The 23,789-nt window shown below is 67.3% G+C and carries 27 protein-coding genes; 13 read left to right on the plus strand and 14 right to left on the minus strand.

The genetic code is table 11. From position 1 onward, the window contains the following. Window positions 1–24: 24 nt before the first annotated feature. The 7 genes from ACIBCN_RS07545 to ACIBCN_RS07575 all read right to left on the minus strand — a co-directional run bounded on the left by ACIBCN_RS07545 (window position 25) and on the right by ACIBCN_RS07575 (window position 6,486). Window positions 25–1,620: an amidohydrolase gene (locus ACIBCN_RS07545; protein ID WP_396990675.1), complete on the minus strand. Its 1,596-nt coding sequence runs from the start codon at window positions 1,618–1,620 to the stop codon at window positions 25–27. Window positions 1,621–1,737: 117 nt separating this feature from the next. Next, entirely contained in the window at window positions 1,738–1,980 is a 243-nt protein-coding gene (locus ACIBCN_RS07550; protein WP_396990676.1) for a hypothetical protein, read from the minus strand. A 76-nt stretch (window positions 1,981–2,056) separates the two neighbouring features. Beyond that, complete coding sequence (locus tag ACIBCN_RS07555) at window positions 2,057–2,539, minus strand: FxsA family protein (protein ID WP_396990677.1); 483 nt, start codon at window positions 2,537–2,539, stop codon at window positions 2,057–2,059. 88 nt (window positions 2,540–2,627) lie between these two features. Further along, entirely contained in the window at window positions 2,628–3,767 is a 1,140-nt protein-coding gene (locus ACIBCN_RS07560) for an FAD-dependent oxidoreductase (RefSeq protein ID WP_396990678.1), read from the minus strand. 9 nt (window positions 3,768–3,776) lie between these two features. Then, window positions 3,777–4,475 carry a TetR/AcrR family transcriptional regulator gene (locus tag ACIBCN_RS07565; RefSeq protein ID WP_396990679.1) on the minus strand — a complete coding sequence of 233 codons (699 nt, stop codon included), beginning with the start codon at window positions 4,473–4,475 and terminating at the stop codon, window positions 3,777–3,779. Between the two features lie 144 nt (window positions 4,476–4,619). Then, complete coding sequence (locus tag ACIBCN_RS07570; RefSeq protein WP_396990680.1) at window positions 4,620–5,279, minus strand: response regulator; 660 nt, start codon at window positions 5,277–5,279, stop codon at window positions 4,620–4,622. Between the two features lie 34 nt (window positions 5,280–5,313). Further along, complete coding sequence (locus ACIBCN_RS07575) at window positions 5,314–6,486, minus strand: sensor histidine kinase (RefSeq protein WP_396990681.1); 1,173 nt, start codon at window positions 6,484–6,486, stop codon at window positions 5,314–5,316. Window positions 6,487–6,582: 96 nt separating this feature from the next. Between ACIBCN_RS07575 and ACIBCN_RS07580 the strand changes: the two genes are divergently transcribed. After that, entirely contained in the window at window positions 6,583–7,350 is a 768-nt protein-coding gene (locus tag ACIBCN_RS07580) for a TSUP family transporter (protein ID WP_396990682.1), read from the plus strand. Here the strand turns inward: ACIBCN_RS07580 and ACIBCN_RS07585 are convergent, their stop codons facing one another. Beyond that, on the minus strand, window positions 7,351–7,890 hold the full coding sequence (locus ACIBCN_RS07585) for a TetR/AcrR family transcriptional regulator (RefSeq protein ID WP_396990683.1): 540 nt from the start codon (window positions 7,888–7,890) through the stop codon (window positions 7,351–7,353). A 303-nt stretch (window positions 7,891–8,193) separates the two neighbouring features. Between ACIBCN_RS07585 and ACIBCN_RS07590 the strand changes: the two genes are divergently transcribed. Beyond that, complete coding sequence (locus ACIBCN_RS07590) at window positions 8,194–9,723, plus strand: TldD/PmbA family protein (protein WP_396990684.1); 1,530 nt, start codon at window positions 8,194–8,196, stop codon at window positions 9,721–9,723. A gap of 11 nt (window positions 9,724–9,734) precedes the next feature. Further along, entirely contained in the window at window positions 9,735–11,147 is a 1,413-nt protein-coding gene (locus tag ACIBCN_RS07595) for a metallopeptidase TldD-related protein (protein WP_396991158.1), read from the plus strand. A 70-nt stretch (window positions 11,148–11,217) separates the two neighbouring features. Here the strand turns inward: ACIBCN_RS07595 and ACIBCN_RS07600 are convergent, their stop codons facing one another. Further along, window positions 11,218–11,601, minus strand: a complete 384-nt coding sequence (locus tag ACIBCN_RS07600) for a PPOX class F420-dependent oxidoreductase (RefSeq protein ID WP_396990685.1) — start codon at window positions 11,599–11,601, stop codon at window positions 11,218–11,220. A gap of 24 nt (window positions 11,602–11,625) precedes the next feature. After that, on the minus strand, window positions 11,626–12,177 hold the full coding sequence (locus ACIBCN_RS07605) for a PadR family transcriptional regulator (protein WP_396990686.1): 552 nt from the start codon (window positions 12,175–12,177) through the stop codon (window positions 11,626–11,628). A 114-nt stretch (window positions 12,178–12,291) separates the two neighbouring features. Here ACIBCN_RS07605 and ACIBCN_RS07610 point away from each other — a divergent pair, with 114 nt between their 5' ends. Further along, complete coding sequence (locus tag ACIBCN_RS07610) at window positions 12,292–13,011, plus strand: glyoxalase (RefSeq protein WP_396990687.1); 720 nt, start codon at window positions 12,292–12,294, stop codon at window positions 13,009–13,011. 162 nt (window positions 13,012–13,173) lie between these two features. On the opposite strand, the gene map is transcribed toward ACIBCN_RS07610, so the two are convergent. Further along, window positions 13,174–13,971, minus strand: coding sequence for a type I methionyl aminopeptidase (map, locus tag ACIBCN_RS07615; protein WP_396990688.1), 798 nt, complete (start codon window positions 13,969–13,971; stop codon window positions 13,174–13,176). A 208-nt stretch (window positions 13,972–14,179) separates the two neighbouring features. Between map and ACIBCN_RS07620 the strand changes: the two genes are divergently transcribed. Then, on the plus strand, window positions 14,180–14,443 hold the full coding sequence (locus ACIBCN_RS07620) for a helix-turn-helix transcriptional regulator (RefSeq protein ID WP_396990689.1): 264 nt from the start codon (window positions 14,180–14,182) through the stop codon (window positions 14,441–14,443). Window positions 14,444–14,461: 18 nt separating this feature from the next. On the opposite strand, the gene ACIBCN_RS07625 is transcribed toward ACIBCN_RS07620, so the two are convergent. Both ACIBCN_RS07625 and ACIBCN_RS07630 read right to left on the minus strand, forming a co-directional pair. After that, entirely contained in the window at window positions 14,462–14,848 is a 387-nt protein-coding gene (locus ACIBCN_RS07625) for a PPOX class F420-dependent oxidoreductase (protein ID WP_396990690.1), read from the minus strand. Between the two features lie 116 nt (window positions 14,849–14,964). Beyond that, window positions 14,965–16,128, minus strand: coding sequence for an epoxide hydrolase family protein (locus ACIBCN_RS07630; RefSeq protein WP_396990691.1), 1,164 nt, complete (start codon window positions 16,126–16,128; stop codon window positions 14,965–14,967). A gap of 183 nt (window positions 16,129–16,311) precedes the next feature. On the opposite strand from ACIBCN_RS07630, the gene ACIBCN_RS07635 reads away from it, so the two are divergent. From ACIBCN_RS07635 to ACIBCN_RS07670, 8 genes are all read left to right on the plus strand, one after another. Next, window positions 16,312–16,680 (plus strand): hypothetical protein, encoded by a 369-nt coding sequence (locus ACIBCN_RS07635; protein WP_396990692.1) that lies wholly within the window; start codon window positions 16,312–16,314, stop codon window positions 16,678–16,680. 213 nt (window positions 16,681–16,893) lie between these two features. Beyond that, complete coding sequence (locus ACIBCN_RS07640; RefSeq protein WP_396990693.1) at window positions 16,894–17,286, plus strand: VOC family protein; 393 nt, start codon at window positions 16,894–16,896, stop codon at window positions 17,284–17,286. 69 nt (window positions 17,287–17,355) lie between these two features. Continuing rightward, entirely contained in the window at window positions 17,356–18,273 is a 918-nt protein-coding gene (locus tag ACIBCN_RS07645) for an esterase/lipase family protein (RefSeq protein WP_396990694.1), read from the plus strand. Window positions 18,274–19,305: 1,032 nt separating this feature from the next. Continuing rightward, window positions 19,306–19,836 (plus strand): GtrA family protein, encoded by a 531-nt coding sequence (locus ACIBCN_RS07650; protein WP_396990695.1) that lies wholly within the window; start codon window positions 19,306–19,308, stop codon window positions 19,834–19,836. 5 nt (window positions 19,837–19,841) lie between these two features. Continuing rightward, window positions 19,842–20,486, plus strand: coding sequence for a formylglycine-generating enzyme family protein (locus ACIBCN_RS07655; protein WP_396991159.1), 645 nt, complete (start codon window positions 19,842–19,844; stop codon window positions 20,484–20,486). A gap of 198 nt (window positions 20,487–20,684) precedes the next feature. Then, a complete protein-coding gene (locus ACIBCN_RS07660) occupies window positions 20,685–21,659 on the plus strand; it encodes a RimK family alpha-L-glutamate ligase (protein WP_396990696.1) in 975 nt (324 codons plus the stop codon). A gap of 145 nt (window positions 21,660–21,804) precedes the next feature. After that, the gene (locus ACIBCN_RS07665; RefSeq protein WP_396990697.1) at window positions 21,805–22,083 is read left to right on the plus strand and encodes a hypothetical protein; all 279 of its coding nucleotides are present in this window, start codon (window positions 21,805–21,807) and stop codon (window positions 22,081–22,083) included. A 46-nt stretch (window positions 22,084–22,129) separates the two neighbouring features. Further along, window positions 22,130–23,089, plus strand: coding sequence for a helix-turn-helix transcriptional regulator (locus tag ACIBCN_RS07670; protein WP_396990698.1), 960 nt, complete (start codon window positions 22,130–22,132; stop codon window positions 23,087–23,089). A gap of 97 nt (window positions 23,090–23,186) precedes the next feature. Here ACIBCN_RS07670 and ACIBCN_RS07675 read toward each other — a convergent pair whose 3' ends face one another. After that, the gene (locus ACIBCN_RS07675) at window positions 23,187–23,717 is read right to left on the minus strand and encodes a hypothetical protein (protein WP_396990699.1); all 531 of its coding nucleotides are present in this window, start codon (window positions 23,715–23,717) and stop codon (window positions 23,187–23,189) included. Window positions 23,718–23,789 lie beyond the last annotated feature (72 nt).

Genomic DNA, 23,789 nt, shown 5'->3' on the forward strand with positions numbered 1-23,789 from the left:
CGACGCTTTGTCGGGGCAGCATCTTCACGCTTCATAGATGGTGACTCCGCGGTGCACGGTGCGCAGGCAGTTCGGCAGGGGGGAATCCGGCGCCAGCGGGGGCAATCCGGGGACGCGGGACCTCGGGTCGGTGGACCAGCGCTGGACGGTGTCGGCGGCCGCGGCGACAACGAGCTGGTCGGCGTCCCATACGGCGTAGGAGGCGGGAGCGCCGGGGACCAGGGTGCCCGCGATGCCGTCGCGGACGCCGCCCGCACGCCAGGCTCCCCGGGTAGCGGCGGCGAAAGCGGCACGCGGCGAAAGGGAATGGCCTGGGGTGCGGTGGTTGGCGGCGGCGCGGATGGCGGACCAGGGGTCGAGGGGGGTCACGGGGGCGTCGGAGCCGATCGCCAGGGAGATGCCCGCAGACGCCATGGCGGCGAAGGGATTCAGGGTGGCGGCGCGCTCGGTGCCGAGGCGGGCGGCGTACATGCCGTCGGGTCCGCCCCATGCGGCGTCGAATCCTGGTTGGACGCTGGCGATTACGCCCCAGGAGGCGAGTCGGGCGATCTGGTCGGCGTCGAGGAGTTCGGCATGTTCGACGCGGTGGCCGCGGGCGGCGACGGCGGGGCCGCCGAATTCGCTGACGACACGGTCGAATCCGGTGATGATCGCGTCCATGGCGGCGTCGCCGATCACGTGGAAGCCGGCCTGGATGCCTGACTCGGTGCAGGCGCGGACGTGCGCGGCGATGGCGTCGGCGTCGAGGTAGGCGCGGCCGGTGCCGGGGGCGTCGGTGTACGGGTCGCGCAGCCAGGCGGTGCGCGAGCCGATGGAGCCGTCGACGAACAGGTCGCCGCCGAGCGCGTGCACGCCGAGCTCATCGATCAGTGCGCGGGCCTCATCCGCGCTGCGCACCGCTTCACCCCAGTAGGCGCGCACCTCGACGCCGTGCCGGAAGTCGAGCAGTTCGCGAACGTCGGCGCGGCCCGAGATTTCCGGGCCCGCGCATTCGTGCACCGCGACGACGCCGTGCGCGGCGGCATGGTCGAGGGCGGCGGTCCTGGCCCGATCCCGTTGGGCCCGATCGAGTTCCGCGAGCACAGCGGTTCGGACAAGGTGGTGGGCGGTCGCGCGGACCGGTTCGCCACGGGTGAATCCGTCGGCGGCGCTCACCTGAGGCAGGGTGTCGAGCAGGGCCGAGGACACGACGGCCGAATGCGCGTCCACCCTGGCCAGGTACACGTGCCTGGCGCCCGCGGCCTTGTCGATCTCCGCGGTGGTGGGCGGGCGGCCTTCGGGCCAGGCGGTCTCGTCCCAGCCGTCACCGAGGATGGCTCCCGCGGGACGGGCCGCGGCGAAGTCGCTCAGCAACGTCAGGCAATGTTCGAGCGACCGAGCAACGGACAGGTCGAGTCCGGTGAGGTTCAGTCCCACGGCGGTGACGTGCACGTGCGGATCGACAAAGCCCGGCGCCACGAACGCACCGTCCAAATCGATGATCTCGGCCTCGGGATGCAACGCCCGTCCCGGCTGCTCGGCACCCAGCCACACCACGGTCCCGTCGGTCACCGCCATCGCTGTCGCGTCGGGTGAACTGGAACTGTAGAAACGACCGCCGATCAGCAACTGGGTACTCACAACTGCGCCTCGCTGACGCTCGGCTCCGTCGTGCGCACGCACGCTGTATCTATGGCTCGCTCGCTGCGCTCACTCACGAGATACCAGTCTGCCGTATCCCGGATTTAGGCTTTCAGGTCAGCCGTTCAATACGGGATGCGGGGCCGTGTCCTCGGGGCACGCCAGCACCGTCATCACCTCGGCGAACCGGGACGGCCCTAGGTGCGAGCCGGACCGGCAACCTGCTTCGACGGCGATTAGCTCCAGCCGCAGCGCCGCCGCGGTGAACCCAGAAATCGACTGTCCGGCAGCAGCCGCGGCTTTCTTGACCGCTGCGGCTAGCTCCTCGCTCACCGTGATGGTGAGTTGCTCGGTGGCCATCGCGCCACCATAGCCCTGATCCGCGTGGATCCCTAGCGCGCCCGCGCGCCTTTACTACCCGTTGGTAATGGCGAAACTATGCCTTGGTAATCGCGCGGTGCGCGTTGCCTTGGCCGTCGTCGTACCACTGCTGCACCACGACCCCGTCGACCACGTCGTCGCCGTCGATCACCACACCGCGATACGGCACCGCGGCGGCCAGCTTGGCGAACCGGCGCGCGGCGAACGCGGTGACCACCGGACGCACCAGCATCCTGGTCGGCGGCAACAGCAGCAGCAGCCCGACCAGCGAAGTGACCAGGCCGGGCACGAACATCAGGAACCCGCCCGCGGCGACCAGCGCGCCGTCGGCGACCGCGGTGCCCGGCGGGATCTCGCCGCGCCCGGCCCGCCGGAATTGCTCGAACACGCGCCGGCCCTGCGAACCGATCAGCAGCATGCCCGCGGCGGATCCGGCGATCAGCAGCAGGATGGCGGGCAACACACCGACCCACTGGCTGACGGCGACCAGTGCGATGATCTCGGTGATCACGTAGAGGACGAATACTAGGGCGGGCATGGCGATCCTTTCGGACGATCTACCTGTTGCAACGTCCGGCGCCGCGAATTTTCTCCCGATTCCGCCTGAGAGCCCGCTGAGATCCGCGTCAGGCGACCGATTCGCCGTAAGAACTCATCTGGACGAGCAGCTTCTCCAGCGCGTCCTGGCCGAACATCAGGGCTTGGTTGTCGGCGGATTCGGTGGCGAGTTCCGCGCTGCGCGGGAAGAGTGCTTGTTCATAAGCGTGCAGGGCTTGCTCGGTGTCGGGGTGGGCGATGAGGGCGGCGGCGAGTTCGGCGCCGTCGCGCATGGCAAGGTTGGCGCCTTCGCCCGCGAACGGGGACATGAGGTGGGCGGCGTCACCGAGCAGGGTCACGCCGGGGACGCGGTCCCAGCGGTGGCCGATCGGCAGTGCGTTGATCGGGCGAGGGACGAGCGGAGCTTCGGCATCGGTGACCAAGGCGCGAAGGCGTTCGTCCCAATCCGGGAAGTGTTGCAGAACATCCGCTTTCGCCGCCGGAGTGTCGGTGAAATCGATGCCGCTCAGCCAGTCCGCCGGTGCGGTGAAGGCGACGTAGGTGTGCACGGAACCGTCGGTTTCCCGGTGGGCGAGCATGCCTTTGCCGTCGCCCAGGGCGAACATCATTCCGCCGCCGACCAATTCGGCCGCGGCCGGGTTCCGGGTGGTGGCGTCGGGCAGGTCGCATTCGACGAAGGAGACGCCGGAGTAGGCCGGGGTGGCCGCGGACAGCAGCGGCCTGATCTTGGACCAGGCACCGTCCGCGCCGATCAGCAGGTCGGTGGTGAAGGTGGTGCCGTCGGCGAGGATCACCTCGTGCCTGCCGTCGCCGAGGGGGCGCGCCTCGGTAACCTTGGCGCTCCAGCGAATGACGTTGTCGGGCAACGAGTTCAGCAGGAGACCGCGCAGGTCGTTGCGGTCGACCTCGGGTCGATCGCCGTCCTCGCCCGCTGCTTGCAGACGGACGTTGCCGTGCTTGTCGATGATGTGCATTTCCTCGCCACCCGGGTGGACGAGCGCGCGGAACTCCTCGAACAGGCCCGCAGCGCGCAGTGCGGCTTGACCCGATTCCACGTGTATGTCGAGCATGCCGCCTTGATTGCGGGTGGCCGGCGAGGCGTCGAGTTCGTAGATGGCCGTTGGTATTCCGTGCGTGTGCAGGATGCGGGCAAGCACGAGGCCGCTGAGTCCCGCGCCGATCACGGCGATGGGATGGTGTTCTGACATGGCGTTCTCCTAACGGTTCGGTCCGGTGGGGCGCGGTGTGTGCACGGCGCCGTTGATCAGCAGATGGAAGCCCCAGTCGAGGCGGTCGGAGCCTGGACCGGACAACAGGTCGTCGCCCAAAGTGGCGATCCGGGGGTGGGTTTCGGTCGAGGCGTTGCGAACGGCCGCGACGAGTGCGTCGGTATCCCGCTCCGCGGTATCGCGATCTCGGGTGGCATGTTCGGCGGCGTTCGCGGTGGCGAACAGCAACAGGACGTCGCATAACCAGGCCGCGCGGTCGTCGGGGACCCCACCCTCGCTCAGCAGCGCGAGGATCGCTTCGAGGAGATTCAGGTAACCCGGACCGGACGGGCGGGCGACGAGTGCGGATTGCGCGAGGCCGGGGTTGTCGTACACCACCATCGTGTACGACGTGAGCACTCGCACGAGCCGGCTCTGCCAGTCACCCGAGGCGTTGACGGGTGCGAGGTCGACTGCGGCGAGCATGTCGTCGAGCACCGCCGCGTGCAGTTCCGCGGTGTTGCGGACGTACACGTACAGCGATGCCGGCCCGGTATCCAATTCGGCCGCGAGACGCCGCATGGTGACCCGCTCCAGACCTTCGGCTCGCATCAGCCGGACAGCTGTCTCGATGATGCCGGGCCGGGTCAGCGCGGGTTTTGCCGGGCGCTCCCGGCGGCTTCGCGGGCCGTGTGGCTCTGTTGGCATGGCTTCATCGTAACGAACATGTTCGTTACGAACAAGTTCGCTCAGCGCTGGTATGAAAAAACCCCAGGTCAGTATGCACAAAAGTCAATCCAGCAAACGGACAAGGCCGCACCGGGCGGGGTGCAGCCCGCTCTCTTCGGTCCGTCAGCCGCCGGGGCGGACCAGCCCGGTCTCGTAGGCCAGCACAACGGCCTGAACCCGGTCGCGCAGACCGAGTTTCGTCAGCACACGACCGACGTGGGTCTTCACCGTGGCCTCGGAAAGGAAGAGCTGCTCGGCGATTTCGGCATTCGAGCGACCCGCGGCGATCTGCTCCAGCACCTCGCGTTCGCGCGCGGTGAGCACGTCGAGCACGCCCGGATCGCGCATGCGCGCCGGATCCTCGGCGATGAGCCGGTCCAGCAGGCGCTTGGTCACCTTCGGCGAGACCACCGCATCACCCGCGGCGACGCTGCGAATGGCGGAGATCAGGTCCTCCGGCGGGGTGTCCTTCAACAGGAAGCCGCTGGCTCCGGCGCGCAACGCACCGAGCGCGTGCTCGTCGAGATCGAAGGTGGTCATCACCAGTACCCGGCAGCCGTGCCCGGCCTCGACGATCCGCGCGGTCGCGGTCACCCCGTCCACCACGGGCATCCGCACGTCCATCAACACCACATCGGGCCGCATTTCCGCCGCCCGGCTGACCGCGGCCGCCCCATTCGCGGCCTCGCCGATCACCTCGATGTCCGGGTGCGCACCGAGCACCATCTTCAGCCCCATACGCATGAGTTCCTGGTCATCCACAACGAGAACGGTGATCGGCACGCCCCCAATCTAACGTGCCAACCCGTCGGGCCGACTACTCCGGGAAGCCGGGTTCGAGCGGAATGCTGGCGCGGACTCGCCAGGACCCGTCGGCGTGGCGGCCGGTTTCCAGCGTGCCGCCGAGCACGGCGATGCGTTCGCGCATGCCGACCAGGCCCATGCCGCCGCCCTTGATCCGAACGGCGGGCTCGTCGAGCGGGACGCCGCCGGTGTCGGTGATGTCGATGGTGACGTCGGTGTCGCGGCGGCGGACCTGGACCCACGCCTTCGGGTGCGGACCCGCGTGACGCAGGGTGTTGGTGAGGGATTCCTGCACGATGCGGTGCACGCCGAGGCTGACCTCGGGGGCGACGTCGTCGAGTTCGCCGGTCAATTCGAGTTCGACGGCGAGGCCGGTGCCGCGCATCATCTCGACCACCTTCGCCAGGCCCGCGGTGCCGTGTTGCGGCAACTGGTCGGGGGCGTGCTCGGTGCGCAGCAACGCGACGGTCCGGCGGAGTTCGCGCAGCGCCTCGCGTCCGGTGCCCGCGATGGTGCCGAGGGCTTGTTCGGCGGCGTCGGGGTCGCGGCGCAGCGCGTAGCGCGCGCCGTCGGCCTGCACGATGATCACGCTGACCGCGTGGGCGACCACGTCGTGCAGTTCGCGTGCGATGCGGGTGCGCTCGGACGAGACCGCGTCGTGCGCGCGGCGTTCCTTGTCGTAGTCGGCGACCGCGAGCCGCGCCGCGACCTCGGTGTCGTAGGCATGGCGCGCGCCGATGAATTCCGCCAGGGTCCAGCACAATGCGAAGAACATCGCGGTGAAGATGAGATCGCTCGGCGCGACGATGCCCGCCGCGGCCGACAGCGCGCTGTCGGCGACCAGCCCGACCGCGAACCACAGTCCATCCCGCCGCCCGACATAGGCGACCAACGTGTACAGCATGATGCCGAGGCTGAACAGCGTGATGTGCTCGACCTTTTCGTCGCCGACCACATATTGCACCGCGGTCACCGTGAACGACAGCAGCAGCGACACCATCGCCATCGCCCGCGGATACACCCGCCGGAACACCAGGGGCAGCGGCAAGAACAACCCGATCGCGAGCGCCGCGGCCTTGTTCTCCGCATTGGTGACCCCGAGCACCTCGAGCACCAGCAGGACAAACGCCAGCATCGAATCCGCAACGATGGGCTTCCCGCGAAGCCACAGACTGAACCGACGCACCGCCTCAGCCTAAAGCGACCGGCACCCGCCCTCCGGCAACGGCGCCGCACTGGACCGATCACTGGTCCTGGACTGCCGATCTGATTGGCTGACGACGTGCAGATCGGTGATTGGGTGGTGTTGTTGACCGCGGCGACCGCCGCGGGCTGGGTGGACGCGGTAGTCGGCGGCGGCGGACTGATCATCCTGCCGACCCTGTTCCTCGTCGCGCCGACCATCGCACCGCAGACCGCGCTCGGCACCAACAAGCTGGCCGCGGTCGCGGGCACCACCGCCTCGGTGGTGACCTTCGCCAAGAAGGTTCCGCTGCGCTGGCGGGTGCTGCTGCCCGCGGCGGCGATCGCGGCGGTAGCGTCCGGAATCGGCGCTGCCGCGGTGTCTTTGATCGATCGCGACCTGTTCATCCCGATCGTGATGGTGGTGCTCGTCGCCGTCGCGGTGTTCGTCACGCTGCGCCCGTCGATCGGCGTCACGCTGGCCACGCACGCGCCGACGCGGCGCAAATTCATCCTCACGATCGCGCTTGCCGCGGGCCTCATCGGCCTCTACGACGGCCTGCTCGGCCCGGGCACCGGGACGTTCCTCATCATCACCTTCGCCACCCTGCTCGGCACCGAGTTCGTCCGCGCGGCGGCGATGGCGAAGGTGATCAACTGCGGCTCCAACGTCGGCGCGCTGATCTTCTTCGGCGCGACCGGTCACATCATCTGGGCGCTCGGCGCGGCCATGGCCGTCGGCAATGTGGCGGGTGCGATCGTCGGCTCGCACATGGCATTGCGCAATGGCGCGAAGTTCGTCCGCGTCGTGCTGCTCGTGGTGGTGATCGGGATGGTGATCCGGTTGGGCTGGCAGCAGTTCCGCTGATCAGCCGCGGGTTTCCACCTGCGAGGCGAGCCACGGCTTCAGCACCCGCGAGGTGGTCTCGTGGATGCGCCGGTGCAGCCGCTCCCCGTCCTCCGCGCCGCTGATCGGCTGCTGGAACAGCACGGTGAGCGCGCCGGACACGGCACCGACGACCGCACCGACCAGCGCCGCGGCACCGACCTCGTCCAGTTCGTTCGGGAACGCGATGTGCAGCTGACGCGCGATCTCGCGCTGCGCGACCAACTGCGCGTGCGCGGCCCGGCCGCTCACCGACGGCACGGTGCGCGACACCTGCGCGCGCAACGCGGCGATCCGCGCGTTCAGATCGTCGACGAGGTGCTCGCCGGGATTGTCCCCGGCCGCGCGTAACGCCCGTAGCAACACCTCGACCGGCCGCTCCCCCGGCCGCCGGCTGCCGATCGCGGCCACCGCGGCCCGCACCCGGTCGTCGGTCTCCGGAAAGAGCAGTTCTTCCTTGCTGGCGAAGTAGTTGAAGAAGGTGCGGGTCCCGACATCGGCCACCGCGGCGATGTCGGCCACCGTCGTTTCTTCATAGCCTCTCGTTTCGAAAAGCTCTACGGCTGCCTGGAGCAGGGCTCGGCGGGTACGTTCGCGTTTGCGGTCACGAAGGGCGGATGGCGGCACGGCGGGCACAGTACGGCATTTCGCGAGGCAGACGCGGTAGGCGGCGGTTTCGCGCGTGCCGTTCCCGCCGCTCACGCCCTGTCTTTCATGGTGTGCCACTGCGCGTTTCGTGCTTGTTTGCACGCGCTGCAAACAAGCACGGCGTGTAATCCGGGCAGGCGCAAGTGCTCTCGGATCGAACAGACTAGGTTGGACCGGGTGAGCATCGCGACTTCCAAGGATGTGGACGCCGAGTTCCTCGACCTCCCACTGGCCGCGCTCGCCGAGGCCGCGTTGACCGCGGCGAAGGCGGCGGGCGCCGAACATGCCGACCTGCGGGTGCATCGGCTGGTCACCCAGTCGATCCGGCTGCGCGACGGGCGGGTCGAGTCGATCACCGACAACGCGGAGCTCGGCTTCGCGGTCCGGGTGATCGTCGACGGCACGTGGGGCTTCGCCTCGCATGCCGCGCTGACGCCCGAGACCGCGGTGGACGTGGCCCGCCGCGCGGTGACGGTGGCGACCACCTTGCGCGCGCTCAACCGCGAACGGGTGGTACTCGCCGACGAACCCCGCTACGACAACGTGCACTGGGTCTCGGCCTACGACCTGGATCCGTTCACGGTGCCGACCACCGACAAGGTCGCACTGCTGCAGGACTATTCGGGACGCCTGTCCGGCTCCGACGGCGTCGACCACGTCACCGCCTCGGTCCGGCAGGTGAAGGAGCAGACCTACTACGCCGACACCTCGGGTTCGTCCATCACCCAGCAGCGGGTCCGGCTGCACCCGGTATTCGAGGCGACCACGGTCGACTCCTCGGCGGGTGTGTTCGAGACCATGCGCACGCTGGCGCCGCCGGTGGGCCGCGGCTGGGAGTACATCACCGGCGCCGACGGAACCTGGGACTGGCAGGGCGAACTCGCGCGCATCCCCGAGTGGCTCGCCGAGAAGGTGAAGGCACCGACCGTCACCCCGGGCCCGACCGACCTCGTGATCGATCCGACCAACCTCTGGCTGACCATCCACGAATCCATCGGTCACGCCACCGAATACGATCGTGCCATCGGCTACGAATCCGCCTACGCGGGCACCTCGTTCGCCACCCCCGACAAGCTCGGCACGCTGCAGTACGGCACGCCGGTCATGCACGTCACCGGCGACCGCACCCAGGAACACGGCCTGGCCAGCGTCGGCTACGACGACGAGGGCGTCGCCGGGCAACGCTGGGATCTGGTGCGCGACGGCGTCCTGGTCGGCTACCAGCTCGACCGCGTCTTCGCCCCGCGCCTCGGCCTGGACCGCTCCAACGGCTGCTCCTACGCGGACTCCGCCCATCACGTGCCGATCCAGCGGATGGCGAACGTCTCGCTGCAACCCGACCCCGAGCGCGACACCAGCACCGAGGAGCTCATCGCCCGGGTCGACAACGGCATCTACATCGTCGGCGACAAGTCCTGGTCGATCGACATGCAGCGCTACAACTTCCAGTTCACCGGCCAGCGGTTCTTCCGCATCCGCGACGGCAAGCTGGACGGCCAGCTGCGCGACGTGGCCTACCAGGCGACCACCACCGACTTCTGGGGCGCCATGGAGGCGGTCGGCGGGCCGTCCACCTGGCAGCTCGGCGGCGCGTTCAACTGTGGCAAGGCGCAGCCCGGTCAGGTAGCGGCGGTCAGTCACGGCTGCCCGTCGGTTCTGGTGCGCGGCATCAACATTCTCAACACCCGGACGGAGGCGGGGCAATGACCGCGCAGACTGTGATCGCCGCGGGCGAGGTCGTCGAACGGGCGCTCGCGCTGTCCCACGCCGACGAGGCGATGGTGATCGTCACCGACGCGCACGACGCCTCGCTGCGCTGGGCCGGGAATTCGATGACGACCAACGGGTCGTCGGTGTCGCGGGATTGGGTCGTCGTGTCGATCTTCCGCGACGGACCTCGGTCGGCGCGCGTCGGCACCATCGGCTCCACCAGCGTCGATCCCGCCGACATCGAAGCGGTGGTGCGCAAGAGCGAAGAGGCGGCGCGCACCGCCGAGCCCGCCAGGGACGCGATGCCGTTGCTGGGACCGGACGCCACCGCCGACGACTGGGCCGCCGCGCCCGGCAGCACCGGCATCGAGGTGTTCACCGATCTGGCCCGCGACCTGTCCGTCGGCTTCGACGGCAGCGACCGGCTTTACGGGTTCGCCCACCACACCGTGCACACCACCTGGCTCGGCACCTCCACCGGGCTGCGCCGCCGTTTCGTGCAGCCGACCGGTTCGCTGGAGATCAACGGAAAGCGTGGCCTCGCGCATTCGCGGCTCGCAAGCACTCCGAGCGGCGCGGGAACCGATCTCGCCAGCGCGTGGGTCGGTGTCGGCACCGCCGATTTCACCGACGTCGACGTGCCCGGCATGCTCACCGAGCTGTCCCGGCGGCTCGATTGGGCCAAGCGCAAGGTCGACCTGCCCGCGGGCCGCTACGAAACGCTGATGCCGCCCTCCACGGTCGCCGACCTGATGATCTATATGAACTGGGAGATGGAAGGCCGCGGCGCGCACGAGGGGCACACCGCGTTCTCCCGTGCGGGCGGCACTCGAATAGGCGAGCGGCTCACCGACATTCCGCTCACGCTCTATTCGGACCCGACCGCCGCCGGGCTCGAATATCGCCCGTTCGTCGCGACATCCTCGTCGTCGCAAGCGATGTCGGTCTTCGACAACGGCCTGTCCGCCGAACGAGTCGACTGGGTACGCGACGGCGTCATCGAATCCTTGGTCTACCCGCGCGCCACCGCCGCCGAATTCGGCACCGCCGCTACGGTTCCCGGCGGCAACCTACTGCTCACCGGCGGCTCCGACGCCTCCCTCGACGAGATGATCACCCGCACCGAACGCGGCCTACTGCTCACCACCCTGTGGTACATCCGCGAGGTCGACCCAGCCAGCCTGCTACTCACCGGACTCACCCGCGACGGCGTCTACCTCATCGAAAACGGCAAGGTAACCGCCGCCGTCAACAACTTCCGCTTCAACGAGAGCCCCCTGGACCTGCTACGCCGCGTCACCGAAGCGGGCGCCACCGAAATCACGCTACCGCGTGAGTGGAAGGACTGGTTCACCCGAACAGCCATGCCCCCCTTACGCATTCCCGACTTCCACATGTCCTCGGTCAGCCAGGCAACCTGACACATCGAGGTGAGTCAGATGGTCGCCAGTTGTTCTCTGACAGCGTTCCTTTGACTCACCTCGATGGCGGTCAAGCGGGGAAGGTGATCTCGACGGCGAGGGTGCCCTTCTTGCCGCGGCGCAGGGTGCTGCCGAGGATGGTGATCGGGCCCATCAGCCAGTACTTGCGCATGAGCAACTTGCGCACCCGATCGGTGCCGTCCTGATCGAGGATGCGCCCGGTACCCGCGACCACCTCGCCGCGCGGCTTGCCCGCCACGCCGCACGGCTGCACGGTGACGTCGGTGTTGCGGCGCAGGCGCTTCACCTTCCAGCTGTCCGCGACCGTCCACACGTAGAGCTTGTCGGCGTCGGCGACCGCCCACACCGGGGTGCCGACGGGTGTGCCGTCCTTGCGGAACGTGGTCAGCAGCACGTAATCGGCTTTGCCGATGGCCCCCAGTGTGTTGGTCATGAGGGCAGCGTATCGGGGTGCCTGCTATTCGGGCATTCGGTACTCGCCGGCCTCCAGTCGTTCCAACAGGCCCTCGGTCCAGCCGGCCAGGTTGCCGAAAACGCTGCTCCACAGTTCCAGGAGGTCCGTCGTGTGCGGCGGCTCGGCGCGCCCGCCGGGGAAGTCCGGGATCATCGCCAACAGGCTGGTGCGGACCTCATCGCTGCGGCGGCGCTGTTCCCGCAACTTCTCGATGACGTGCGCGCGGGGCAGCGCGTCCATGAACGCGATGCCCGCGCCGAGTTCCTCCATGTCGATGCTGACCAGTGCCTCGTCCATCAGCTTGCGGAACTCGACCTCGCCCTCCTCGGTGAGGTTGAACAGCGTGCGGCCGGGCCCCTCGGTGCTGCCCTCGGTGCCGTAGGCGGTCAGCTTGCCTTCCTGGGTCAGCTGTTTCAGCGCGTGATAGATCGAGCCCGGCTTGACGTTCGTCCACGTTTCGGCACGCCAGGACAGCAATTCGCGGCGCACGGCGTAGCCGTAGGTTGGCTGCCGCAAGCGCATCACCCCCAGCACCAATAGGCGCACAACCGACATCGACGGACCTCCCTCAGATAGGAAATTTCCATAGTAGTCAAACTTGACTTCTGGGTCGCGCCCGCCCTAATCTTCGGTAGTCAAAATTGATTACCGCAGGTAAGGGGAGGCTTTATGGGCGACGTGTCGGTGCCGATGATGTGGAGCGGCGACCTGTCCGAGACGCTCGACTTCTACCAGACGCTCGGCTACGAGGTGACCGCGAAGCAGACGCGGCCATATAACTACGGCGCGGTGGCCCGCAATGGCTACTCCTTGCATTTCGGCCCCACCCCGAAAGACCGGGGCACCGCCGAGGAATGCCACGTGTCGTGTGTGGTCTTCGTCGACGAAGTAGCCGAGCTGCACCAACGATTCACTGCCTCGTTGCGTGCGCGCTTCGGGCGGGTGCCGGCTAGCGGCCTGCCGCGCATCACCAGGTTCCGCCCGGGCCAGACCAGGTTCTCCGTGGTCGATCCGGTCGGCAACACGGTTGTCTATGTCGTACGCCACGAACCCGATCCGGACTATGGCGGATCGCCCGAACTCCAAGGGCTGCAACGGACTTTGGACAATGCCCGAATCCTGCGCTACTCCAAGCTCGACGACAAGGCGGCCCGCAGGGCACTGGAGTCCGGGCTGCGTCGTTTCAGCGGCACGGCGGCTCCGGTGGACAAAGCCCACGCGCTGGCCGAACTCATCGAGTTGGCGGTCGCCACCAACGAACCGCAACGCGTCACCGAGTTACGCGCCGAGATCGCCGCACTCGACCTGTCCGACGAGGATCGCGCGGCGATCGACAACCACCTCCAGATCGCCACCGACCTGGAGCAATGGCTGACCGAAACCGACTAGCCCGCGGCGAACAGCCGCACTCCTTCTCGGGATCCGCACTCGATATGGAGGGTTATATCGAGGCGGATCCCGAGAGTGGGTGCAGGTCCCCGGAGTGGGTGCGGAACCCAGGATGGGTGCGGATCCCGAGGGTTGGTGCGGCTGTTCGCAGGTGGTGGGTCGTTACGGACGGGGGTGTGTTGCTTCGACTTTCACCGGGGCCAAGGTGAGGACGTCGGGGCCATCCTGGGTGATGGCGATGGTGTGCTCGGAATGGGCGGTGCGGGAGCCGTCGGCGGAGCGGAGTGTCCAGCCGTCGGGGTCGGTGACGATGCGGTCGGTGGTGCGGGCGAACCAGGGCTCGATGGCGATGGTCAGGCCGGGGCGCAGGCGGAAGCCGCGGCCCGGTCGGCCGACGTTGGAGACGTGCGGGTCCTCGTGCATGGTGCGGCCCAGTCCGTGACCGCCGAACTCGTTGTTCACCGGGTAGCCGTAGTCGCGGGCGACGGCCGAGATCGCGGCGGAGATGTCGCCGATGTGGTTGCCGGGCAACGAGACCGCGATCGCGGCGGCGAGCGCCTCCTCGGTTGCCCGGATCAGGCGCAGATCCTCTTCCGCCGCGGTGCCGACCACGATGGTGGTCGCCGAGTCCGCCACCCAGCCGTCGATGCCGACGGCCAGGTCCATGGTCAGCACGTCACCGTCGGCGAGCGCGTAGTCGAAGGGAAGTCCGTGCAGGACAGCGTCGTTGACCGAGAGGCAGACGGTGTTGCGGAACGGGCCACGACCGAACGACGGCGAGTAGTCCCAGTAGCACGAGACCGCACCGCGCTGCTTGATCCGTTCGCGCACATGGGCTTCCAGCTCCAGCAGGTTCACCCCGACGCGGGCGAGCTCGCGCAACTCCCCCAGCACCTCGCCGACGAACTGGCCGGTCACCCGCATTCGCTCGATCTCACTCGGCGACTTCAGCTCCACCATGAGCAACTCCCATCTCGGTATTTTAATACCACGGTAGCTCACTCGGTATTTTAATACCAAACCTCCCGGTCCTCAGCAGTTTGTAGCACAGGCGGCCGTGACGTGCCGTCGACTGCTAGACAGCCACATCATTTAATGCGCATATCTACGTAAGGACATGACTATCTACGTACTTGCGGTATTTAAATACCGCCAATACCCTGTTCGCATGGTCCGTCTTCCGTTGACTCCGGCTCAAATCGACGCAGGCCGCCGCCTCGGCACCGCACTGCGCGCCGCCCGAGCCGACCGCGACCTCATCGAAGTCGCCCGCTCAGCAGGCATTTCGCCGGAAACCCTGCGCAAGATCGAAACCGGCCGCCTCCCCTCCCCCGCCTTCGGCACCGTCGTGGCCCTGAGCCTCACCCTCGATTTCCCGCTCCAGGACCTGGCGGACATCTGGCGCGCCGCAGCCCTCGCCGAATCCGCCTGACAAGCTGGGCGCTACCGGTTACTCACCTGCCCGCTGGGCGATGGCGAGGCCGATGGAGCCATCCGCACCGCGAAACAGCTTGTGCAGCTTGATGACCAGCGTGCCGGTGAGCCCGTACTTACGCGAAACCAGGTCGCGCACCCGCTGCGTGCCGTCGGCATCGAGGACCGTTGCGGTGCCCGCGAAGATCTCGTCGACCTTCGGGCGGCCGCGGGCGTCGGAGGCCTGCAGCGTCACGTCCGGGTTGCGGCGGACGCGCTTGACCTTCCATGTCGTCGGGTTGGTCCACACGACGATTCGATCCCCGTCCGGCGCGACCCAGACCGGCGTCCCCACCGGGGTGCCGTCCTTCTTGTAGGTCGTCAACAGCACGAATTTGCTCGCGCTCAGCTCATTCCATGTCATAGCGAAAACGGTAGGCCGCTGGGCGTGGCCGGACATCAGCCTGCGGGCGCAAATCCGCGCTGCGCACCGCGACGTATGCGCGGGGTGCACCGCCGGCCGGCGCACCCCGCCGCGACTCACCCGCGATGGCTGCGGAAGAACGTCCGCACATCCTCGAGAAACAACTGCGGCTGCTCCATGGCAGCGAAGTGCCCGCCCTCGGCGTACTCGGTGAAGTGTTCGATGTACCCGCCCGGGTTCATGACCCGACGCATCAGCGGACTCGTATTGAACACCGCCCAACCCTGCGGCACACCCGAGGGCATCACCCAATCCATCCCGGAATGAGCTGTCTCCCATAGGAACTGGGCGGCCGATGCACCGCTGCGGGTGAACCAGTAGATGCTGATGTTGGTCAGCAGCAGATCACGATCCACCGCCTCACCGGCCGCACGCGCCTGGTCGGTCCAGACCTGGAACTTCTCCGCGATCCATGCCAACTGCGCGATCGGCGAATCGGTCAACGCCGCGGCGATCGCATTGGGCTGCGTCGTCTGCAACACCAGGTACCCCTTCTGCCCCGACCACCGCACCTGCGCCTCCTTGATCGCCGCCAACTCCTCGTTGGTCAGCCCCTCCGGCACCGGCAACTGTTCGCCCACCAAGCCGAGTGAGCCCTGATCACTGTTGACGTGCGTCGCGATCACCCGCTCCGGGTAGATCGCCGCCAGCCGCCCGGTCACCCCCGCACCGACATCCCCGCCCTGCGCCGCGAACTTCTCATATCCCAGCCGAGTCATCAACTCCGCGAACGCGTCTGTCGTCCGCGCCAACTCCCACCCCGTCGACGCCAGCGGCGTGGAGAACCCGAACCCCGGCAGCGACGGAATCACCACGTGAAACGCGTCCGCCGAATCCCCGCCGTGCGCAACGGGATCCGTCAAAGGCCCGATCAGGTCGAGGAATTCGACCACCGACCCCGGATAACCGTGCGTGATCAACAGCGGCACCGCCCCCGCCTCCGCCGACCGCACGTGGATGAAATGAATTGTCTGCCCATCGATCTCGGTCGTGAACTGGTCATAAGCATTCAGCCTCGCCTCCTGCGCCCGCCAGTCGAACCCGTCTCGCCAATACTCCGCCAACTCCGCGAGGTACCCCGGCGCAATGCCACGGCCCCAATCGTTTTCGGTTCCCGGCACCGCATGCGGCACCCGCGCATGCGCCAGCCGGTCACGCAGCTCCTCGAGCTCGGCCTGCGGAATGTCGATACGGAAGGGGCGGATCGCTGTGTTCGTCATGAGAACCACCCTCCTGGGCATTGCGGAAGACCTACTTCCGCAATCCTCATCCAGATTCTTTTCCTTGGCTCCCGCTACCAGTCAGTTGCGAACTGCCCTGATACGCCGCTCGCTCGAGGCAGGCTGTAATGACTCGGCGCTCGCCGCCGACTTCCAAGGACAAGCTGAGAGGGAGGGCTCCACATGAGAAATTCGATGGCCGCCACCGCGCGAGTCACGGTCGCCGCGGCATCGCTGCTAGGTTTTGCCGCAGTGGTCGGCTCCGGTACCGCCCAGGCCGCGCCCCAGGACTGTGTCGTCACGCGGGACCTGGTCAGCGCGACGGCGACGTGCCACGACGATGACGCACCCGCGGGCAGGGAGTACACCGTGGTTGTCGAGTGTTTCGGCTTGGCCGGCGTGCCGAACGCCTTCCCTCTCATGGCCATCGGTCCGTACCGGGGCTCGTGGGGCGGTTCCTTCAGCCCGTCCGGTCAAGGTTCGGCCTCGTGCCTCGGGCCCACCAGCATCGGCACCGCGACCAACGCTTACGTGGCGATATACCGCAATTGATCAACCATCGACGATCGGTCGCGTCGGCCCCGGCCGATAGCATTCGCCATCCGTTAGCCGTGGCGACCGATTCAACGTAGTTGGCCGCGCCCTAGGCGAGCATTCCAGCCGCCTAGGGCTTTTTTTCGTCCAAAACACTAGGAATAACACCCTGGCTACTATATGGTAATCCTTCTTACCAAATAGCTGGAAGTTCTCTCGAGGAGGCAAGCCATGCATTTCGGCGGAGTGACCTTGATGGTGGACGATGTGGATGCGACGGCGGCGTTCTACGAGGAGGCGTTCGGACTCGGCACGGTGTTCGCCGATCCTGATGGCACCTTCGTGGTGCTGGGGTGGGGCGTACGGACGCCTGGCGCGTCGGCCCCGAGCCTCACCATCGAACACTGGAAAAAGATCGACGATTTCGCGAAACCCGGTCCAGCCAACGCTTTTCGGGTAGCCCTCGAAACGGCGGACGTGGACGAGGCCTACCGGAGCGCGCTGGCGGCGGGCGCGCACAGCGCGCTGGTGCCGACGACGCGGCCGTGGGGGCAGCGGGTGGCCGTTGTCCGCGATCCCAATGGCGTCATCGTCGAGATCGGAGCTCCCGTCGACTACGGCTGAGCACCCGCCGATCGCCCAGCCGAGGATCTCCATCGAAGGAAGTAAGCAGCAATGCGTCGATTTATGCTCATGACAGCGGCGGTGGCCGCCACCATCCCGCTCACGCTCGGCACCGCCTCCGCCGCCCCACTACCGGTGCCATATTCCTTGGCCGCCATGGTTTCCGCGAGCGTGACCACCGCGCCGCCGGGCGCACCCCCCGGCGCGAACGACTGGGGATGCGTCCCGTCGGCGGCTCATCCACGGCCTGTCGTCTTGGTTCACGGCCTCAGCGGTAACGGCGAAAACAGTTGGCAGACATTCGCTCCGCTACTCGCAAACGAAGGGTATTGCGTCTACGCGCTCACCTATGGCGTCTATTCGACGGATCGCGGAATCGTGGCGGGCGTCGGCGGCCGGGCACCGATCGACCAATCCAGTTCGGAACTACGGCAATTCGTCGATCAGGTACGAGCCGCCACGAGATCCGATCGAGTCGATCTGCTCAGCTGGTCCGAGGGGACCCTGGTCAGCGCCGGATACTTGCAATTCCTGGACGGGGCCGCAGCCGTCGACCAGGCGATCAATCTGGCCCCGATCTGGGCGGGCACCGCGATCACCGACCCACTCGACTCGCCGCTATCGATCCTCGGCCTGCACGGCGACCTCTACGAGTCGCTCGATCCCACCTGCGCCGCCTGCGCGGAACTGCGGACCGGGTCCGACTTCATCAATCGACTGCAGGCCAGCGGCGTCTACGCGCCGAATGTGCACTACACCAACATCGTCACCACCACCGACATCCAGGTGCAGCCCTACACCAGCGGCATCCGAACCGCTCCGAACGCGACAAACATTGTGCTGCAAGACATCTGCCCGGTGAACCTGGCCGGCCATCTCTCCGTCTCGGTCGACCCCACCGTCACCGCACTCGCCCTGCGCGCCCTCGACCCCGGCACACCACGCCAGATCCCTTGCGCTCCATCGCAAGCGCCGCCCGGCGTCTGATCCCCACCTTGCACGATGGCCAGGCTGGCTGGCACCGGGCCGCCCACGCCGCCAGCTGCAATAGACACCTGGTGCCGAACCTGTCGACCGAGCACCAGGAGTGGAAGGCAGATCATGGACGCCGCACCGCCCGCTCGTGGTCAAGACCGCCCCTGACGGCCGCGAAAGAGCGCCAGCCAGTATCCAATGGCGGCTCCGTCGTCAGCCGCTCACCGTTTCTGCGACCCGCACACCAGGTATAGCGGATGTGCGGGTCGCAGAAACGGTGAGCGGCCGGAACAGAGGGCTCTTCCGAAGCACACAGCTTCTTCGCCTACACCGAGTTGGAGCCGCTGCTGCATTACCTGAACGTGCATCGCCTGGTAGTCGCCGGAATGCAAACCAAATGTCTGCGTCGAGGCGATCGTGCACGCCGCCCGGGCGAGCGTAATGGCGAGGTCGCCCGGCCAGACGACGCCGTCACCACCGACGGCCCGGCACTGCACTACGCCGCTCTGCACGCCACGCGCGTGCTGTACGTCCCATGCCGAGCCTGCTGACCCCCAGCTGTACCAAAGTCACCTCATGGCGGGAACTGCTAACGCCTGACACATCCTGGAACCGCGCGTACACGGCCCCGACTACGTACGCGACCCCCGACCCGGCAACTCGGTCCCCTGATGCACTGCGGGGGCCTCAGCACGTAGCTGAGGCCCCGCGGGTTGTGCCGACCGGTGTCCGAGTGATTTCCTCTGGGCCCCTGCCTCGATACAAGAGGCTTTCATACTTCTAGGTAATCGGCGCACCGAGCGATGCCGCAATCGGTGAGCTCGCGTGCCCGTGCACCTGTACGAGCACCGCGACAATGATCTTCCCCGCGAATCGCCGTTCGAAAGCCGTTCGCAGATAACGAATTAGCAACGCCGCCGCCGAATCGTGCCCAAACTGTTCCGCTCGCCGTCACCTACCGCGCACCAAGAATTCGCCAGTCAGCCGCCACCCGGCAACGGTCCGCCCGCTACTGCCTCTTTGCCCCTCGGATAACCTTGCCCGATGTTCTTGGCCCAGATCGTCGCAGCGCGCGTACCGAGCCGGATGCTGTCCGTGTTCGTGCGGAACGCGGAGTTGCTGAAATTCCTGACCGTCGGAGCTATCGCCTTCGTCACCACCATGGTGCTCTTCTTCGGACTGAAATGGACTGTGCTGGAAGGCAAGCCGGTGACCGCGAACGTGGTCGCCGTGCTGATCGCCACCGTGGTCTCCTACGTGCTGAACCGCGAGTGGGCGTTCACCGCACGCGGCGGACGTGAGCGCCGTCACGAAGCGGCGCTGTTCTTCCTGGTGGCAAGCATCGGCATGGTGATCAACCAGCTGCCGCTCGCCGTGTCGAGCTACCTCTTCGAGCTGCGCGCCCCGCATGTCTCGGTGTTGACGGAGAACATCGCCGACTTCATCAGCGCGACCGTAATCGGCACCCTGCTCGCCACGGTTTTCCGCTGGTGGGCCATGCGTAAATTCGTGTTCCCCGATCCGGTGCGGCCCGCCATGGAACACGACGAGCCGGTTTCCGAGACGCGAGCCTGAACATGCTGGTTGCCATCCCGGCGGGAATGGTGACGCTGTCGGATCGGCGAACCCAGCGCAGTTGGCCGGTCACGGTCGCGCCATTCCAGATGGCGGCGGTCCCGGTCACCCAGGAACAGTACGAGCTGGTCACCGGACTGCTGCCGAGCAGCAGCCGAGGCGACCGCCTGCCGGTCGACAGCGTCTCCTGGTGGGACACGCTGCGATTCTGCAATGCCCTGTCGGCCGCGGAAGGGCTGGCGCCCGCGTATCGACTCGACGAGGAGAACGTCGAATGGGACGCCGCCGCCGACGGCTACCGACTACCGACCGAGGCCGAATGGGAGCACGCCTGCCGCGCGGGTAGCACCGGCCCGCGCTACGGCGAGCTCGATGACATCGCCTGGTACCGGGGTAATTCGAACGAGCACATGCACGAAGTGGGCGGCAAGCGGCCCAACGCGTGGGGCCTGTACGACATGCTCGGCAACACCTGGGACTGGTGCTGGGACATCTACGACGCCGAAATCTACGGCTCCTACCGGGTTTTGCGCGGCGGCGGCTGGTTCGACGAACACTGGAGCTGCCGCGCGTCGGTGCGCCGCCGCAGCCACCCGACCCTGCGGTTGGACGACGTCGGTTTCCGCGTCGCGCGTTCACTGCGGTCCTGAACCAACACTTTCGTTGCGGCCGTTCAGCTTTCGCCAATGCCGGACACCTGCCGTCCGGTAGGATAATGATCATGCCGGTCAAACGCCGGCCATGGTCGCCGAGGGGTCGGCTTGCGCCGGAACTGGATTCGCCGCGCCGACGCGGAGTGACACTGTCTCGATAGTGGATTCGCCCCTGCCGCAGGACGGTGGTGCACGATGAGAAATACCAGCGACATCGTCGTCATGACCGACCACAGTTCCACCGAGGGCAGCTCGGCTCAGCTCGCCCGCGCCGTCGAATTAGTCACCGGCGCCGCGCCATTGATGGTCGACGCGAGACATTTCTATGACGGCGGCACTGGTGTGCTTCGTCTCGGTGTTCGGCCGACGCTCGTGGTGCCGTCCGAGAATGTCGAGGTGCGGCCCTGCGCACTCGTGATCTACGAAATACCGCCGGGCGATCGGCATCGATTCACCCGCTTCCAAGCGGCTGTCGCGCGCAGCGGTATCCCCTGCCTCGGTGCCGATGCGCAGGCGTGGCGAAACGCCACCGACAAGCGGTGCACGGTCGATCGATTCCGGACCGAGGGCATCCCGCAAGAGGAATCGCTCATACTGAACCGCCCCACCTGGCACACGGCGTTGACTGCCTTCGATCGGCTCGGACGCGATGTGTGGACCCGGCCGGCCATCGGCTTCGGCGGGCGCGATGTCTGCCACGTGACCACCGAGGCGCAACTGCACGCGGCGCTCGAGCTTTACCAAAAGTCCGGCAGCAGTTGGCTGCTCACCCGCGACGCAGGCAACTTCGACGAGCACGGCCGCCGCCACCAGTACCGCGTAGTCGTGCTCGGCGAGCGGGTGTTGCGCGTGTGCGAGCATGTTCAGCACAATCCGGAGGCTCCCTGCAACGAGGCGCAGGGCGCGGTCTCCACCGTGCTCGCACCCGATGCGCTCCCCCAGCACCTCCTCGAACTCGCTATCCGGGCCACAGCATCGGTCGGGCTATCGTTCGGCGGTGTCGATCTGGTGCCCGAGCGCGGCGGCGCGGTGTTCGAGGTGAATGTGCACCCCGTGCTCGACGTTCCGCAGGGATTGGAAACGGTGTCGGTTCCCTTCGTGCTCACGCACCTCACCGATGCCGCTGCCCACGGGCCGACGCGATACGAATCCCTGCGCCCACATCGATGATCGGACATTCCCGACAGGTTCTTCCGTACGCTCCACGAAATCGTCGGCGCCGCACATACTGTCCGGTACAAGCATGGCTATCACCCAGACAACGCGCAGTGGCACCTTTACGGGTGACACATCGACCCCCGAAGCGAGCGTATTCATGGTCATCATCGCTGTGCACGACGCCCTCCTCGCGCAGATCGGTAATCCGACGCCGGAAGCACCGCCGGCCTCGGACAAGATCTTGCAGATGGTCCGCTACCTCACCTGGCTGGTGCTGCTCTCCGGAGTGTGTGGAATCACCTACGCCGGTGGGCGATTCGCGTGGGAGAAGTGGCAGGGCGGTCCGATCGATTCGCCGAAGATGATCGCCGGTGCCATGATCGGCGGTGTGGTCGCCACGAGTGCGGGCACGATCATGAACGCCGTCGTCGGCTGAGTAATCGCGGAAGGGTATCTTCCGCGATCGCTGCGATGATCGAGTGATGTTGGAAACCTCCGCGCGGCTGCTTCGGCTGCTGTCGCTACTACAGCTGCATCGTGATTGGACCGGCCGGGTGCTGGCCGAGCGGCTCGGGGTGTCCACCCGCACGATCCGCACCGACATCGAGCGACTACGGACCCTCGGCTACCCGGTGCACGCCACACCCGGTGTCGCGGGCGGTTACCGGCTCGGCGCGGGCTCCGCGCTGCCGCCGCTGCTGCTCGATGACGACGAGGCCGTCGCGGTCGCGGTCGGCCTGGCCACCGCGGCCAACGGCGCGGTCACCGGGATCGAGGAGACCTCGGTGCGGGCGCTGGTGAAGCTGCAGCAGGTGCTGCCTTCGCGGCTGCGCAATCGGGTGGCGGCGTTGACCTCGGCCACCGTGCACGTGCCCGGCGTCGGCAGGCCGACCGTCGACGCGGCGGTGCTCACCGCGGTCGCCGGCGCGATTCGGGCCGGCGAGCGATTGCGCTTCGGCTACGAAACACATTCCGGCACACCGTCACGCCGCGACGTCGAGCCGCATCGGCTCGTGCACTGGCGCGGCCATTGGTATCTGGTCGGGTGGGATCCCGGGCGCGACGACTGGCGCACCTTCCGGGTCGATCGGATCGTGCCGAAAACGCCGAACGGCCCGCGGTTCACGGCGCGGGTGCTGCCGGAGGCCGAGATCGCCGAGCGGGTACAGCGTGGCGTCGGCGCGGCCACCTGGCGTTTTCGCGCGACCGTGCGCATGGCCGCGTCCGAGAGCGAGATTCGGGCGAAGATTCCGGCGGCGCTGTCGGTCGAGCCGGACGGGCCGGATCACTGTGTGGTTCAGGTGGGTTCGGACACACCGCAGATGCTCACCTGCTACCTCGGTCTGGCCGATGTCGAGTTCGAGGTGCTGGACGCTCCCGAACTCGCCGAACAGCTGCTGGCGACCGCCGAGCGATTTCGCCGGGCGGCCGGTCACCGGTGAAACATCGAGCCACCGGAATTCGGCGATAAAGTGAAACCCGGCCGGACCGAGCGGAATACGCTGATCGAGGCCGGGCCGTCACTTCCGTAATTACCCGTCAGGGCTGGTTGGCACCCGCAATGCCGCCGATGATTCCGCCGATGATGCAGCCCGGGATGGCTCCGACAATGGCGAAGATCAGGCCGATCAAGAACCCGATCGCACAGCCGATCAACACCCCGGCCACGGTGGTCCCCGCGTCGCCGATGAACTGTGGTGCCCCCAATTCCGGGGTCGCGGCCGCGACCGGTGTCAGCGTCAATGTGGTTGCGCCGGCGTTGACTTCCGGCGCGACCTGCACCTGCTGGCCGGACACCGACTGCATCGTGGTCGGCACGTTGGCGACCAGCGACCCGTCCGGCGCCACCACAGAGATGCCCTGATCGGGCGTCAGCACGAACTTGCCGGAGGCGAGGGTCAGCGTCGCGCTCGAATGGTCGGGCGCGACCGCCGCCGTGTAGGCGACGCCCTGATCGACCCCGCTGAACGCGGCGTCGGCCACCTGCGCCTGACCGTGTGCGGTGGCGGCGGCGACCCCTGTTGCCGCGATGGTGAGCACCGCGGTTGCTACGAACTTCCTGATATTCATAAGGCTTTCCAATCATCTAGCCGATTCGATTGGCGTTTCCCCGGGAACGGCCATGGAACACCATCGATCATG

It is taken from the genome of Nocardia sp. NPDC051052, assembly GCF_044456045.1.
Taxonomy (GTDB): Bacteria; Actinomycetota; Actinomycetes; order Mycobacteriales; family Mycobacteriaceae; genus Nocardia.